The sequence below is a fragment of the Hoeflea sp. AS16 genome, assembly GCF_038900095.1.
In the GTDB taxonomy this organism is placed as follows: Bacteria; Pseudomonadota; Alphaproteobacteria; order Rhizobiales; family Rhizobiaceae; genus Hoeflea.
On record NZ_JBBMQQ010000006.1, the window covers coordinates 36,752 to 50,432 of the forward strand.

Below are 13,681 nucleotides of genomic sequence, written 5' to 3' on the forward strand. Positions count from 1 at the left end.
ACACACGAATTAGGTGCCGGTCCGCACCAAGGGCAATTTTGGCGCGGACCAGCCAATCCACCATGTCCGTTGACCGGCGGCACGGTAGAATTGCTTCACTCCATGCGCCCCTTGGCGGGGCGCGCCAGGCTTACTGCTGGAAGAGGGAGAGAATATTCTGTGAGTTGGTGTTGGCGATCGACAGCGACTGAATGCCCAGCTGCTGCTGTGTCTGCAACGCCTTCAATCGCGTTGATTCCTCGTTCATGTCCGCATCGACCAATCGACCAACGCCCTGATCGATGGAGTCCATCAGATCGGCGACAAAGTCTTCCTGCATCTCGACACGCTTCTTGACCGCGCCGAGATTGGATGCCGCGTCCGTCATCTCGGTCAGGATCTTGTCCGCCACCCTGATCATGTCATCGACCTGGGCATCGGTGGTGTTGGCGGTCAAGGCAATGGCTGTGCCGGAACCCGCGGTTGCGGCAGTGCCATCGGCGTCGATCAGGTAATAGTTGCGAGCGGTACCGGTTGCGTTCGGGTCAAGCGCATCTGCATCAATGTCCTTGGTCAGGATACCGAGGCTTTCGTTGACGGCTCCGACCATAGTCAGACTGGTGACGTTGATGTCGAGCGTTGTGATCGAGACCAGGCCATTGACGTCGCGGTTGAAACCACCGACCACGGACTTTGTGCCTGCTGCAGCGGTGGCGGTGTTGTTGAGCCAGTTTTCACCGGAGAACGATGCCGATTCCGCAATCGAGCGAAGCTGGTTCTTCAGCTCGGTCAGTTCCTTGTCGATCTTGGTCTTGTCGACGCCAGGCTCGCGGGCTGCCACAAGCTTGGCCTTGATTTCGGAAACGACGTCGATGGAGCTGTTCATCGCCGTGTAGGCAATGTCCACCTTCGCGGCGCCGAGCCCCAAAGCATCCTTCACGGTGGAAAGAGCCTTGTTGTCGGACCGCATGGTTGTTGCGATCGACCAGTAAGCCGCGTTGTCGCCGGCTGTTTCAACGCGATATCCCGAGGATACCCGCGCCTGTGTCATCTGCATTTCGGTGTTGATGCTACGAAGAGTCTTCAGTGCAGCCATCGCGGCTGCGTTGGTCATGATGCTGGTCATATTTAAATGCCCCCTAAAATTGCCCAGGGACATACCGGCCACGATTCCGGTTACGATGAACTTGCTTCATGCAACCGGTTTTGAGTGCGTTTCACTCTTGCCGGTTCACCGTCGGTAACTAAGGAGTAAACGTTTATGGTTAACAGGGCGTTAATTCAACCCCTAAATCTACTAATGAAAAGTTCCAGCTTTTTAAAGAAACTGCTTTTTTAGCACATTTGGAAATTTGCAAATTCAACAGGTTACCGCAACGCACACAGAACGCGGCAAAACCGCTTAGACCAGAACTGCCGAATACAGAAAAGGCCGCATCGTTTCCGATGCGGCCTTGCGAAATCCACCACCGGAGACCGCCTTGTGGCGGCCCCGGGGCTGGTCGCTCTTAACGGAAGAGCGAGAGGATGTTTTCCGAGTTGGAGTTGGCAATCGACAGCGACTGAATGCCGAGCTGCTGCTGCGTCTGCAGGGCCTTCAGGCGGGTCGATTCCTCGTTCATGTCCGCATCGACCAGACGTCCCACACCAGTGGTGATCGAGTCCATCAGGTCTGCAACAAACTCTTCCTGCATGGAAACGCGCTTGTTGACGGCACCGAGGTTGGATGCTGCATCCGTCATCTGAGTGAGGATCTTGTCGACAACGCGGATCATGTCATCAACCTGGGCGTCGGAAGTGCCGGTGGCCAATGCAATGGCGGTACCCGAACCGGCACTGGCAGCCGTGCCGTCAGCATCGATCAGGTAGTAGTTGCGAGCGGTACCGGTTGCGTTCGGGTCAAGCGCATCGGCATCAACGTCGTTGGTCAGGAGGCCGAGGGTTTCGTCCTGGCTCGAGATCAGCGTGGTCGAGCTGGCGTTGACGGCCAGCGTCGTGATCGAGACCAAGCCGGCGGAGTCACGGTTGAAACCACCAACGATTTCCTTGGTGCCGAGTGCAGCGGCACCGTCGTTGTTGAGCCAGTTTTCACCGGAGAACGATGCCGATTCAGCGATCGAGACCAGCTGGTTCTTCAGCTCGGTGAGTTCCTTGTCGATCTTGGTCTTGTCCACACCAGGCTCGCGGGCTGCAACCAGCTTTGCCTTGATTTCGGAAACCACGTCGATGGCGGAGTTCATGCCGGTGTAGGCAACGTCAACCTTGGCAGCGCCGAGGCCGAGAGCGTCCTTGACGGTCGAGAGCGCCTTGTTGTCGGAACGCATGGTGGTTGCGATCGACCAGTAGGCAGAGTTGTCTGCAGCCGTTTCAACCCGGTAACCGGACGAAACGCGGTTCTGCGTCATTTCCATGTCGGAGTTGATGGAACGAAGGGTTGCGAGTGCAGCCATTGCTGCGGAGTTTGTCATGATGCTTGCCATTGAGGTGTCCCTTTTGACAAATTACGCGGGACATACCGGACTCTGCTACCGGCAACGGTGGCCAGGCATCATGCCCGTCGCTTCAGGTCATTAACAATCTGCGACCCACCATTTCTTGAGAGTGAAAATCACAGATTATGGTTACTGAAGACTTAATCAGATTCAGCTAATTCGAATTTTTTTGGGATCGATTACCGGCGGCACGAAAACCAAAAACGCCGGGGATCTCTCCCCGGCGTTCCGTTGGTTCAACTCTTGGATCGAACCTGTCGCGTTCCTTAACGGAAGAGCTGCAGGATGTTTTCCGAGTTGGAGTTGGCAATCGACAGCGACTGAATACCGAGCTGCTGCTGTGTCTGCAGGGCCTTCAGGCGGGTCGATTCCTCGTTCATGTCCGCATCGACAAGGCGGCCCACACCGGTGGTGATCGAGTCCATCAGGTCGGCAACAAAGTCTTCCTGCATGGAAACGCGCTTGTTGACGGCACCGAGGTTGGATGCAGCATCCGTCATCTGGGTGAGCATCTTGTCGACAACACGGATCATGTCGTCAACCTGGGCGTCGGTGGTGCCGGTTGCCAATGCAATCGCGGTACCCGAACCGGCACTGGCAGCGGTGCCGTCAGCATCGATCAGGTAGTAGTTGCGAGCGGTACCGGTTGCGTTCGGGTCAAGCGCATCGGCATCAACGTCGTTGGTCAGGATACCGAGGGTTTCGTCCTGGCTGGAAATCAGCGTGGTCGAGCTGGCGTTGACGGCCAGCGTCGTGATCGAGACCAGACCGGCGGCGTCACGGTTGAAGCCGCCAACGATTTCCCTGGTGCCGAGTGCAGCAGCGCCATCGTTGTTGAGCCAGTTTTCACCGGAGAACGATGCCGATTCGGCGATCGAGACCAGCTGGTTCTTCAGCTCGGTGAGTTCCTTGTCGATCTTGGTCTTGTCGACGCCGGGCTCGCGGGCTGCAACCAGCTTTGCCTTGATTTCGGAAACCACGTCGATGGCGGAGTTCATGCCGGTGTAGGCAACGTCAACCTTGGCAGCGCCGAGGCCGAGAGCGTCCTTGACGGTCGAAAGAGCCTTGTTGTCCGAACGCATGGTTGTTGCGATCGACCAGTAGGCGGAGTTGTCTGCAGCGGTTTCAACCCGGTAGCCGGACGAAACGCGGTTCTGCGTTGTTTCCATGTCGGAGTTGATCGAACGCAGGGTGGCGAGTGCAGACATTGCTGCGGAGTTGGTCATGATGCTTGTCATAGAAGTGTCCCTTTTGACAAAGTTACGCGGGACATACCGGACTCGGTTACCGGTAACAGTGGCCAGGCATCATGCCCGTCGCCTTTTTGTTTTTCAGTTCAGCGACCCACTATTTACTGAGGAGCAAAATGCAGGACCATGGTTACCGAAGCTTTAATCGCGAATTATTTATTTGAACTATTTTTCAGATCAAGAAAAAGCGCCGGGAATCTCTTCCCGACGCCTCGATTTGTTACTAATTTGTAAATTAGTACTAACTTTCCCTTAACGGAACAGGGACAGCACGTTCTGCGAGCTCGAGTTGGCGATCGACAGAGCCTGGATACCGAGCTGCTGCTGTGTCTGCAGAGCCTTCAGGCGGGTCGATTCCTCGTTCATGTCCGCATCGACGAGACGGCCAACACCCTTGGTGATGGAGTCCATCAGGTTGGAGACGAAGTCTTCCTGCATGGAAACGCGCTTGTTGACGGCGCCGAGGTTCGATGCAGCATCCGTCATCTGGGTGAGCATCTTGTCGACAACACGGATCATGTCATCAACCTGGGCGTCGGTGGTGCTGGCGGTCAACGCGATCGCGGTACCCGAACCGGCACTGGCGGCGGTGCCATCGGCATCGATCAGGTAGTAGTTGCGAGCGGTACCGGTTGCAGACGGGTCAAGCGCATCGGCATCGACGTCGTTGGTCAGGATACCGAGGGTTTCGTCCTGGCTGGAAATCAGCGTGGTCGAGCTTGCGTTGATGCCCAGCGTGGTCAGCGAGACCTTACCGCTGGAGTCACGGTTGAAGCCGGCGACGATTTCCTTGGTGCCGAGTGCAGCAGCACCGTCGTTGTTGAGCCAGTTTTCACCGGAGAACGATGCCGATTCCGAGATCGAAACCAGCTGGTTCTTCAGCTCGGTCAGTTCCTTGTCGATCTTGGTCTTGTCCACACCAGGCTCGCGGGCTGCAACCAGCTTTGCCTTGATTTCGGACACCACGTCGATGGCCGAGTTCATACCCGTGTAGGCAACGTCAACCTTGGCAGCGCCGAGGCCGAGAGCGTCCTGAACAGTCGAGAGAGCCTTGTTGTCCGAACGCATGGTGGTTGCGATCGACCAGTAAGCAGCGTTGTCTGCGGCCGTTTCAACACGGTAACCGGAAGAGACGCGGTTCTGCGTGCTTTCCATGTCATTGTTGATCGAACGAAGAGTGGCCAGTGCAGACATAGCTGCGGAGTTGGTCATGATGCTAGTCATGGGATTGTCCCTTTAAAAATTACGCAATACTGATGAGGGACATACCGGGCTTATGGATTTACCGGTCATGCGGTTCGGCATCATGCCTGTCGGAACCCTCTGACTTCGCAAAGGTGTTCCTCCCCGTCATGTTGGCACCATAATCCCATCCATGGCTTTCAATTTGATTAATCGAAATCCAAAATAGCGTGTAATTTCAACATAGTTAACCGTGAATTAAATCGACAGCACGGCCGATTAACCAGTCTGGCACAGCATGGCTTCGCCACCCGGCATCATCGATACCGGGGCGAGAAACAGCGTTGGGTTTTTCAGATGAAGGACCGCACGAGACTTCCGACCATCAGGTTCCAGCCATCGATAAGGACAAAGAACAGGATCTTGAAAGGCAGCGATATTGCCGTGGGCGGCAGCATCATCATACCCATCGACATGGTGATGGTCGCCACCACGAGATCGATGACCAGGAATGGCAGGACCACGAGGAAGCCGATTTCAAAACCGCGCCTGATTTCGGAAATCATGAAGGCGGGTACCAGAACGCGCATGTCGATCTTGCCTTCGGTTTCCGTCGCCTGACCACGCTCATCGGCAATATCGATGAACAGGGTCAGATCCTTGGGACGCGTGTTGACCAGCATGAACTCGCGAAACGGGTCAGCGACCAGTGCGATTGCTTCCTGCTCGGTGATCTCGTTTTCCAGAAGCGGGCTGATGCCCTTTTCCCAAGCCTGATCAAATGTCGGCGCCATGACATAAAAGGTCATGAACAGAGAAAGGCTGACCAGGATCATGTTGGCGGGAGTGGTGGCCAATCCCATGCCGGACCGCAGGATGGCGAAGGCAATGATGAACCGCGGGAAGCTGGTCACCATGATCAGGATGCCCGGAGCCACCGAGAGGACAGTCAGCAGCCCGAAGGTGCGAATGATCCAGCTCGCTACCGAACCGTCGACCGGCGCCTGCAGCAGATTGGGGTCCAGGATCTGGCCGTGGGCCGCCGTTGCAAAAGCCATCATGGCTGCAAAGGCTGATAAAAATCGAATCATTCGATCACAAAAGTCCTCAAAAGGAGATCGTTGACGCGGCCTTCCGACCGCAACTTCACACGTTCACGCAGGTCCTCGCGCAAATACTGAAAGCCGCGCGGTCCTTCTATCTGCTGAAGCGAGACTGTGCGCAGATAGGCAAGAATGTCCTGGTGGATCCGGTCGGCAAGCGCAATGTCGGGTTCATTGGTGAACACAAGAGACACTTCGACTCGAATCCAGTTGTCAGAAGGGTATGACAGGTTTGTGGTAATAGGATCCAGCGCGACGACGTTTTCCCGAGGTTTGTCTTCGGCTTTGTCCTCTTTTTTGTCTTTTTCCCCGTCGCCCTTGCCGTCAGCGGCCATTTCAGGCTGATCCACCTGTGGCGCAATCAGTCCGCCGACCATCCAGCCGCCACCCGCAGCGATCAGGCTGAGAACCAGCACAATCGCTATGGTGACGATAAGTCCGGACTTCTTCTTGCCGTCGTCTTCTTCTTCGCTGTCAAAATCAGCCATGGATCAAGCCATCAAATTGGGGAGAGAATGTCGACAAGCTGCTGACCGATCGGCGGTTGCTGGACTTCCGTCAACCTTCCACGGCCACCGTAGGAAACACGGGCTTCGGCGATCTTGTCATAGGCCACGGTGTTGTTGTGATCCACATCCAGGGGCCGCACGATGCCTGCAACGTTGAGAATGCGGAGTTCCTGGTTGACCCGCACTTCCTGGCTGCCGCTGATGACCAGGTTGCCGTTCTGCAGGATCCCGGTGACGACGGCCGCTACCCGCAACTGCAGTTTCTCGGAACGTTCGGTGGTCCCGGAGCCCTTGGTCGAGGTGTCTGAACCATAGGTCAGGTCATTGCTGCCGATCGTCGAGATGACCGGGAGATTGAGGCTCGCATTGATGCCGCTGGAATTCTTGCGGCTGCGGTCGGTGGCATTGTCGAAGCTGGCCTTGTCATTGATGGCAAGGTCGACGGTAAGAATGTCGCCGATACTGACCGCGCGGGCATCCTGGAACAGTTTCGACCGGCGGTCATCCCACAGGGAGAAGTTGCTCGACCGCACCGGCGGCTGCTTGGGATAGGCCGCCATCTGCGGGGTCTCGCCATAGGCAAGACCCGAGCCCACAGGGCTCATCGAAGGCGCCCGGCCAACCTCTTTGAGAGTTTGCGAACTGCACCCGGACAGGGTGAGCGCAAGAACGGTAATGGCTAAGGCCCTAATCATGACGGATCCTCGGGTTGCTCGGGCGCTGCGGCAGCAGCAAGAATGCTGGTAAGCGCCGCAGCCTTTTTGGTATCCATCTCGTTGAGAATCTGGCTCGCCAGCCGCGGACTGAGCTTCATGACGATTGCCGCCGCTATTCCCGGCTTGACGATTTCCAGTTGCTTGGCAGCGGAATCAGCCGCCATGTTCTTGTAGATTTCAACCAGTTGTGTATCGGCGACGCGCATGAAGTCTTCACGTTTCTTCAGCCAGTCGCGGTATTTGACAGTGCGCTCCTCGAGCAGGCGGATTCTTTCGTCCACGCCGGCCTGAAGCTCTTCGAGTTCTTTCTTCTGCAGAAGATAGCGCTGATCACGCGCGGCATCGGCAATGTTGCCGCAAAACGCACGGATCTCGTCTTCGAGACTTTGCGCCGGCGCCTGCTGTGCCAGGGCACCGGGCGCGATCATGCCGAGCATGACGACCAGCGCGGCGCCTGCGCCACGCGACCATCTGCGGGAGGTCAGCTTCCGGTTTGTGCTCATTGCAGCACCAGTTCAGCATGCAATGCCCCTGCGGACTTGATGCCCTGGAGAATGGCGATGATGCCATCAGGCTTGACCCCGATCGAATTCAGACCTGCAACGAGGGTTCTGAGATTGGGTCCGTCGATGATGGCGACCTGGCCGCCCTCGACGCCAGCAGTGATGTCTGTGAGCGGTTCGACCGCAGTCACCCCGTCGGTAAACGGCAATGGCTGCACGATCGTCGGGGTTTCATTGATCTGCACGGTCAGCGTTCCGTGGCTGACGGCGACCTTGGAGATGCGAACGTCATTGCCGATCACGATTGTGCCGGTGCGTTCATTGACCACCACGCGTGCCGGCGAGTCGGTTTCAACGACCAGGCCCTCGAGTTCCGCCGTCAAGCGGGCAAGGTCAGCGCGCGGAGGTTTGCGAACCGCCACCGTGGTGGAGTCACGTGCCTCGGCAATGGCAGTGCCGTAACGCGCTTCGGAGAAGGCGTTGATGACATCGGCCATTCCCACCGCGGTGGTGAAATCGGGATTGCGAAGCTGGTAGACAAGTCCGTCGACCTGCTTGAAGGACGCCGGAATTTCGCGTTCGATGATCGCGCCTCCGGGCAACCGGCCGGCAGTGGCTATGCCCTGCTGCAATGTTGCTGCATCGCCCTGCGCGTTAACGGCAGAAACGATCACGGATCCTTGCGCGACCGCATAGATCTGGCCGTCGGCGCCCGACAGCGATGTCATCACCAGCGTACCGCCGCGCAACGATGTCGCGTCTCCGAGAGAGGAGACGGTCACATCGATCCGCGACCCCAGGCTGGCGAAAGGCGGCAGATTGGCGGTAACGATCACGGCGGCGACATTGTTGACCCGCGATGCACCGCCTTCGGTGGAAATGCCAAGATTTTGCAGCATGGCGCGCAATGATTGCTCGGTAAACGGTGAATTGCGCAAGCCATCCCCCGTGCCCTGCAATCCGACAACGAGACCGTAACCGATGAGCTGGTTGTCGCGTCCTGCCTGCAGAGAGGCAATATCCTTGATGCGCGAGGAGGCACCGGCAGGCCGGATGAAACTCAGGCCCGATCCGGATACGAATTGCTCGACGGAACCTGCTCCGGTTCCGGTTCCCGTTGCGGGACCAGGGCCGGAGCCGGCCAGGCAAATCATGGCCATCCAGATGCTGACTATCTTGGCAAGTTTACGGATCATTTCGCGGCCACCCGAACGCTGCCGTTCTGCATCACCGTTCCGGAGATGATGACACCGGATTCAATGTTGCGGACACGAATGAAATCGCCAATCGCCGCATTTTGAAGCGGAGTCCCCGTTGCCGTGATGGTCAGGCCTGTGCCGCTGAATATCAGCTGAACCGGCTTGCCGCGCACCACGGCCCAGGAATCGCGCAATGCCGCGACCGGAATGGTCCGGCCCGGCAGCAATGTGCGGGTTGTCACCTTGCCCACCACTTCGCTGGTGACTTCGGCATAGCCGCCGCGCAGGTTCGGATTGGTAACCTCGACCTCGCGGAGCAGTTCCGCCGCGAGTTCCTCGCCGGGGTAAATGGTTCGTTCGGGAACCACCGCAGTCCCGCGGCCGGCCTGCGCCATGGGCATGGCGCAGAGCAGACCGAGCAGGACAATGGCCGCGCGAACGAGGCCTTGCAAAGGCAAATTTGGGCGAAACGTCATGTCTGCCTTGTCCTTTGTTACCTAGAGGTTCTGGGAAACGACGGACGCCATTTCATCCGCCGCCTTGATGATCTTCGAATTCATTTCATAGGCGCGCTGCGCAGAGATCAGGTCGGTGATTTCCTTGACCGGGTCGACGTTGGAAGCTTCCAGGTAACCCTGCTGGATATGGGCAAATCCGGGATCAGCCGGAGCGCCGATGATCGCCGGGCCCGATGCCACCGTCTGACGGAAGAGATTGTCGCCCAGAGGCTCCAGACCTGCTTCGTTGACGAAGTTGGCCAGGGTCAGCTGACCCAGATCCTGCAATTCGACGTCGTCACCGACACGGGCCAGCACCTGGCCGGTACGGGAAATCTGAACTTCGCTGGTTTCATCGGGGAAGGTGATGCCGGGAACGACCACATAGCCATCGATGGTAACCAGCTGGCCGTCGGCATTGGTATTGAAGGCGCCAGCCCTCGAATACTGGGTTTCCCCGTCCGGCGTTTCGATCTGGAACCAGCCGCGACCGACGAGCGCCAGATCCAGCTTGTTGGACGTGCCGACCAGGCTGCCCTGAATGTGCAGGTTACGGACCGCAGACGTCTGCACGCCAAGACCGATGTGCGCGCCTTCAGGCACGATCGCCTGGTTGGAAGCGTTGGGAACGCCGGAGTTGCGCTCGACCTGGTAGAGCAGGTCGGAAAATTCCGCACGGGCCCGTTTGAAGCCGGTGGTGTTGATGTTCGCCACGTTGTTGGCGATCACTTCAAGATTGAGCTGCTGGGCATTCATACCGGTAGCTGCGATGGCCAAAGCCTTCATGGCGAGTTCCTCAGATTTGCATACGTGCGATTTCGAGATAAGCGGTGACCATCTTGTCGCGGATGGCGACAGCGGTCTGCAGCGACTGTTCGGCTGCCATGATGGCGTCGACAACTTCACGCGTCGGCACCTCGCCGCGTATCGCGGCAAATGACTGGCCTTCGGCAACCTTCAGGTTGCTGACAACACCTTCGCCGAGACTTTTCATGGTTTCAGCGAAAGAAGACGGCGAAGGCGCAACCGCGGCAGCTGTCAGGTTCGACATCCCTGCGGCGCTGGCCATATCCGTCTCGCGCGGGCCCGCAAGCCCTGACAGGGCAGACATTCCAGAAATCTTGTCAATCATTGACTGGCCCTCAGCAGATCTATCGTCATGGAAATCAACTCCCGGGTTTGCTTGACGGTTTGGAGGTTGGCCTCATACGTCCGGTTGGCTTCCCGCATGTCAGCCAGCTCGATCAGCACATTGACGTTTGGCAGCTTGACCATGCCCTTGCTGTCAGCTGCCGGATTGCCGGGATCGTACTCGATGGTGAAATCTGCCGGGTCGACATCGATTTTCGCCACTTCGGCGCGCGAGGCGCCAATGGTGCGGTCGAGTTCCCAGGAGAAACTGATCGTCTTGCGGCGGTATGCATCGGCTCCCGGCGTGTTGCCGGTCGACTGGGCGTTGGCCAGGTTTTCGGAAAGCACACGCATCCGGGTTTCCTGAACAGTGAGACCCGACGAAGCAATGCGCGAGGCGAGTGAAAGAGGATCAACCGGCATAATCAGCGCCTCACAGTCAGAAGCATCATCCGGTGAAAGGCTTTCACCATGCCTGTATTGAGTTCGTACTGCCGCTTGATTTCCCCGGTCTTGGTCATTTCCTCAGGCAGATTGACCGAGTTGCCGGAAGGCTGGACGTCGACGTCTCCAAAGCTGCCAGCGCGAACCGCACCGCGCATCGGATCTTCGTGAATATGGCCGGGATGGGTCGCTGCCATGCGGACCGGAGCCTTGGTCTGGTCGAGCACGGCTTCAAACGGCGCCACATCCCTGGATGCGTAACCGGGGGTATTGGCATTCGCAATGTTTCCGGCAACCACACTTTGGCGCACTGTGAGCCAGTGCGATTGGCTGGATGCCAGTTCGAAAAGCTGAATCGGCTGCATAGCGTTTCCCTGTCCTTAACAAGTGCAGAGATTAGGCCGTTAATCTTGCGTGTGCCTTACGGGAAATGTGCCTGCGTCATGCACCAATCTTCAAGTATAACGCTGCCGGTTTGCCTGCCGTGTTGCGGCCGGAAATACAAAACTTGGCAAGGAAAACAGAGCATGTCGGCAGGGTATTGACGCTCGAATCATGAGCGGCGGCGCTTTCGGGAACGTCACCGGCGCGGGCTGGCCAGAGCAATCGCCGGCGCGGCAAACAGATCAAACGGGCGGCAGGCCGCCCGTGTAGAAAGCCGATGCTTCCGGTCGCATCAACGCCGGATGACTTCGCCGTTGGAGGTGATGATCACCCATTGGCCTTCGCGCTTTTCGAGCTTGGCGAGACGGGAATTGTCCGGCAGAACCGAGCCAATGCGAACAATATACATGCCCGACTTGTCCTCGATGAGCACACGTCCGTTGGCAACATGCAAGAGCTTGTAGCGCGGCTTGCCGGGAAAGGTCTTGTCGGGGTCGACGGTGGTCAACTGCGGCGCGCCATTGCCCTCCTCGCCGATACTGGACACGGTCGCAGTTGTAATCGGGTCAAAAGCCGACGGCTCTGCGCTTCCATCCCTTTCGTCGGGAATCGCAAGCGGCGACACGTTGACGAAAGAACGCCCACCGGTTTCAGGAAGATCGCGGGTTTCGCTGTAGCCCATCGGCGCGATTCCGAAACTCTCCTGGTTGAAGAAGACGTACCAGGGGAAGAACGCCGCGGCAGTTGCCAGCATGAAGCCGGCGACGGCCAATATGCGGTCGCCGTTCCGCTTCGGGGCCGCAGCGCGAACCGGTGCTTCATCTTCACTCTCAATGGCTTCAAGCGCGGCTTTGACAACGTCGTCGGTCACTGTTTCGTCCTTTCCTTGGCGGGCGATGAAACGGGCAACCCGGCCGCAGCCTTCATTGCATCCGCGAGTTCGGCAAACGCATCGGCGCTTGGCGGCTGTTCCGGCGTCTGCCGCAGTGTCTCGTAGATCACCGGCGTCTGCTTGATCGCCATTTCCAGTTCGGCATCAGAGCCCGCGCGATAACCGCCGATCAGCCGCAAATCGCGGGTTTCCTCGAAGCGGTGAATCAGTGCCTTCAGGCGCATCACGAGCTTTTCCTCGTCGCCGCGCCAGGCCTTGCGGGCCAGACGGGAAATCGACGTCAGCGGATTGACCGGTGGATAGCGGCCTTCATCTGCAAGCGCACGGTCGAGCACCAGGTGCCCGTCGAGAATGCCGCGGGCCGAGTCCGCCACCGGGTCGTTGTGGTTGTCGCCATCGACCAGGATCGAGACAATCGCGGTGATTGCTCCGGCGCCTTCCGGTCCGGGGCCGGCGCGCTCCAGCAAGCCCGGCAGGGCTGTGAAAACAGATGCAGGGTAACCACGGGCGACCGGCGGCTCGCCTGCCGCCATGCCGATCTCGCGCAGCGCATGGGCGAAGCGCGTCAGGCTGTCGACGATCAGGAGCACGTTCTCGCCGGCGTCGCGGAAATGTTCGGCGATGGCCATCGCCGTCAACGGCGCGAGCTTGCGCTGCATCGGGCTTTCATCGCTGGTGGCGACCACGGCAACGGTCTTTGCCATGTTCGGGCCAAGCGTATCCTCGATGAATTCGCGGACTTCACGGCCACGTTCGCCCACCAGCGCCACCACGGCGCGGTCGAAATCTGCGGCCTTGGCGAACATCGACAGAAGCGTTGACTTGCCGACGCCGGATCCGGCGAAGACCCCGAGGCGCTGCCCCTGGCACAGTGGCGTGAAAACGTCGACGACGCGGATCCCGGTCTTGAGCGGCTTGTCGACCCTCTGGCGCAACATCGACGCCGGGGCGGCGCCGGTTACCGAACGGGGAACCGGTCCCTGCTTGAGTGGTCCGAATCCGTCGACCGGCTCTCCAAGTGCGTTGATCGTCCGCCCGCACCAGCTCTGGTCAGGCGACAGCCGGAACGGGCCGCGACGCCAGACGCGTTCACCTATATTGGCCTGGGATGCCCCATCGACCGGACAGGCAATCAGTTCATCGGGACCGAGGCTGACAACTTCAGCAAGCGTTGCAGCATCGCCGCCGCGAAATGTGAGGAAATCTCCGATCCGGACATGCCGCGACAAGCCGGCGACAACGCAGTGGCCGGGCGCGACAGCGGTGACGGTGCCTGAAATATCGTAGGCGCCTTCCGGCTTGGAAAAGCTGCGCACGTTCTCGGCAAGCGTGGCCAGACCCGACCTGCCGGTCATAGCGCGCAGTCTCCCTGCACAGAGACAGAATTATCCGGCATGCCC

Annotated in this window: 16 protein-coding genes; all 16 read right to left on the reverse strand. The window is 58.6% G+C overall.

Going from position 1 to position 13,681, the window contains the following annotated elements; translation table 11 throughout:
• Window positions 1–130: 130 nt before the first annotated feature.
• Complete coding sequence (locus WNY80_RS15285) at window positions 131–1,105, reverse strand: flagellin (protein WP_342888267.1); 975 nt, start codon at window positions 1,103–1,105, stop codon at window positions 131–133.
• A gap of 382 nt (window positions 1,106–1,487) precedes the next feature.
• Window positions 1,488–2,459, reverse strand: a complete 972-nt coding sequence (locus WNY80_RS15290) for a flagellin (protein ID WP_342888268.1) — start codon at window positions 2,457–2,459, stop codon at window positions 1,488–1,490.
• A 278-nt stretch (window positions 2,460–2,737) separates the two neighbouring features.
• The gene (locus WNY80_RS15295) at window positions 2,738–3,709 is read right to left on the reverse strand and encodes a flagellin (protein WP_342888269.1); all 972 of its coding nucleotides are present in this window, start codon (window positions 3,707–3,709) and stop codon (window positions 2,738–2,740) included.
• A gap of 264 nt (window positions 3,710–3,973) precedes the next feature.
• Window positions 3,974–4,945, reverse strand: coding sequence for a flagellin (locus WNY80_RS15300; RefSeq protein ID WP_342888270.1), 972 nt, complete (start codon window positions 4,943–4,945; stop codon window positions 3,974–3,976).
• A gap of 311 nt (window positions 4,946–5,256) precedes the next feature.
• On the reverse strand, window positions 5,257–5,994 hold the full coding sequence (gene fliP, locus WNY80_RS15305) for a flagellar type III secretion system pore protein FliP (protein ID WP_342888271.1): 738 nt from the start codon (window positions 5,992–5,994) through the stop codon (window positions 5,257–5,259).
• A complete protein-coding gene (locus WNY80_RS15310; RefSeq protein WP_342888272.1) occupies window positions 5,991–6,494 on the reverse strand; it encodes a flagellar basal body-associated FliL family protein in 504 nt (167 codons plus the stop codon). The genes fliP and WNY80_RS15310 overlap by 4 nt, the downstream gene beginning before the upstream one ends.
• 11 nt (window positions 6,495–6,505) lie before the next feature.
• The gene (gene flgH / locus WNY80_RS15315) at window positions 6,506–7,210 is read right to left on the reverse strand and encodes a flagellar basal body L-ring protein FlgH (RefSeq protein ID WP_342888273.1); all 705 of its coding nucleotides are present in this window, start codon (window positions 7,208–7,210) and stop codon (window positions 6,506–6,508) included.
• Entirely contained in the window at window positions 7,207–7,734 is a 528-nt protein-coding gene (locus WNY80_RS15320) for a MotE family protein (RefSeq protein WP_342888274.1), read from the reverse strand. Before WNY80_RS15320 ends, flgH begins: the two co-directional genes overlap by 4 nt.
• Window positions 7,731–8,930, reverse strand: coding sequence for a flagellar basal body P-ring protein FlgI (locus tag WNY80_RS15325; RefSeq protein WP_342888275.1), 1,200 nt, complete (start codon window positions 8,928–8,930; stop codon window positions 7,731–7,733). The genes WNY80_RS15320 and WNY80_RS15325 overlap by 4 nt, the downstream gene beginning before the upstream one ends.
• Complete coding sequence (gene flgA / locus WNY80_RS15330; RefSeq protein ID WP_342888276.1) at window positions 8,927–9,409, reverse strand: flagellar basal body P-ring formation chaperone FlgA; 483 nt, start codon at window positions 9,407–9,409, stop codon at window positions 8,927–8,929. Before flgA ends, WNY80_RS15325 begins: the two co-directional genes overlap by 4 nt.
• A gap of 21 nt (window positions 9,410–9,430) precedes the next feature.
• A complete protein-coding gene (gene flgG / locus WNY80_RS15335) occupies window positions 9,431–10,216 on the reverse strand; it encodes a flagellar basal-body rod protein FlgG (protein ID WP_342888277.1) in 786 nt (261 codons plus the stop codon).
• 10 nt (window positions 10,217–10,226) lie between these two features.
• Window positions 10,227–10,562 (reverse strand): flagellar hook-basal body complex protein FliE, encoded by a 336-nt coding sequence (locus WNY80_RS15340; protein ID WP_342888278.1) that lies wholly within the window; start codon window positions 10,560–10,562, stop codon window positions 10,227–10,229.
• Window positions 10,559–10,984, reverse strand: coding sequence for a flagellar basal body rod protein FlgC (gene flgC / locus WNY80_RS15345; protein WP_342888279.1), 426 nt, complete (start codon window positions 10,982–10,984; stop codon window positions 10,559–10,561). The genes WNY80_RS15340 and flgC overlap by 4 nt, the downstream gene beginning before the upstream one ends.
• Before the next feature lie 2 nt (window positions 10,985–10,986).
• A complete protein-coding gene (gene flgB / locus WNY80_RS15350; protein WP_342888280.1) occupies window positions 10,987–11,370 on the reverse strand; it encodes a flagellar basal body rod protein FlgB in 384 nt (127 codons plus the stop codon).
• Between the two features lie 311 nt (window positions 11,371–11,681).
• A complete protein-coding gene (locus WNY80_RS15355) occupies window positions 11,682–12,260 on the reverse strand; it encodes a flagellar protein (RefSeq protein ID WP_342888281.1) in 579 nt (192 codons plus the stop codon).
• Window positions 12,257–13,636 (reverse strand): flagellar protein export ATPase FliI, encoded by a 1,380-nt coding sequence (gene fliI, locus WNY80_RS15360; RefSeq protein ID WP_342888282.1) that lies wholly within the window; start codon window positions 13,634–13,636, stop codon window positions 12,257–12,259. The genes WNY80_RS15355 and fliI overlap by 4 nt, the downstream gene beginning before the upstream one ends.
• Window positions 13,637–13,681 lie beyond the last annotated feature (45 nt).

Coding starts and splice junctions, on each gene's coding strand:
- flgA (WP_342888276.1), bottom strand. CDS start 9,409: ATGACGTTTCGCCCAAATTTGCCTTTGCAAGGCCTCGTTCGCGCGGCC.
- WNY80_RS15310 (WP_342888272.1), bottom strand. CDS start 6,494: ATGGCTGATTTTGACAGCGAAGAAGAAGACGACGGCAAGAAGAAGTCC.
- fliP (WP_342888271.1), bottom strand. CDS start 5,994: ATGATTCGATTTTTATCAGCCTTTGCAGCCATGATGGCTTTTGCAACG.
- WNY80_RS15300 (WP_342888270.1), bottom strand. CDS start 4,945: ATGACTAGCATCATGACCAACTCCGCAGCTATGTCTGCACTGGCCACT.
- WNY80_RS15340 (WP_342888278.1), bottom strand. CDS start 10,562: ATGATTGACAAGATTTCTGGAATGTCTGCCCTGTCAGGGCTTGCGGGC.
- flgG (WP_342888277.1), bottom strand. CDS start 10,216: ATGAAGGCTTTGGCCATCGCAGCTACCGGTATGAATGCCCAGCAGCTC.
- flgB (WP_342888280.1), bottom strand. CDS start 11,370: ATGCAGCCGATTCAGCTTTTCGAACTGGCATCCAGCCAATCGCACTGG.
- flgH (WP_342888273.1), bottom strand. CDS start 7,210: ATGATTAGGGCCTTAGCCATTACCGTTCTTGCGCTCACCCTGTCCGGG.
- WNY80_RS15290 (WP_342888268.1), bottom strand. CDS start 2,459: ATGGCAAGCATCATGACAAACTCCGCAGCAATGGCTGCACTCGCAACC.
- WNY80_RS15295 (WP_342888269.1), bottom strand. CDS start 3,709: ATGACAAGCATCATGACCAACTCCGCAGCAATGTCTGCACTCGCCACC.
- fliI (WP_342888282.1), bottom strand. CDS start 13,636: ATGACCGGCAGGTCGGGTCTGGCCACGCTTGCCGAGAACGTGCGCAGC.
- flgC (WP_342888279.1), bottom strand. CDS start 10,984: ATGCCGGTTGATCCTCTTTCACTCGCCTCGCGCATTGCTTCGTCGGGT.
- WNY80_RS15320 (WP_342888274.1), bottom strand. CDS start 7,734: ATGAGCACAAACCGGAAGCTGACCTCCCGCAGATGGTCGCGTGGCGCA.
- WNY80_RS15285 (WP_342888267.1), bottom strand. CDS start 1,105: ATGACCAGCATCATGACCAACGCAGCCGCGATGGCTGCACTGAAGACT.
- WNY80_RS15325 (WP_342888275.1), bottom strand. CDS start 8,930: ATGATCCGTAAACTTGCCAAGATAGTCAGCATCTGGATGGCCATGATT.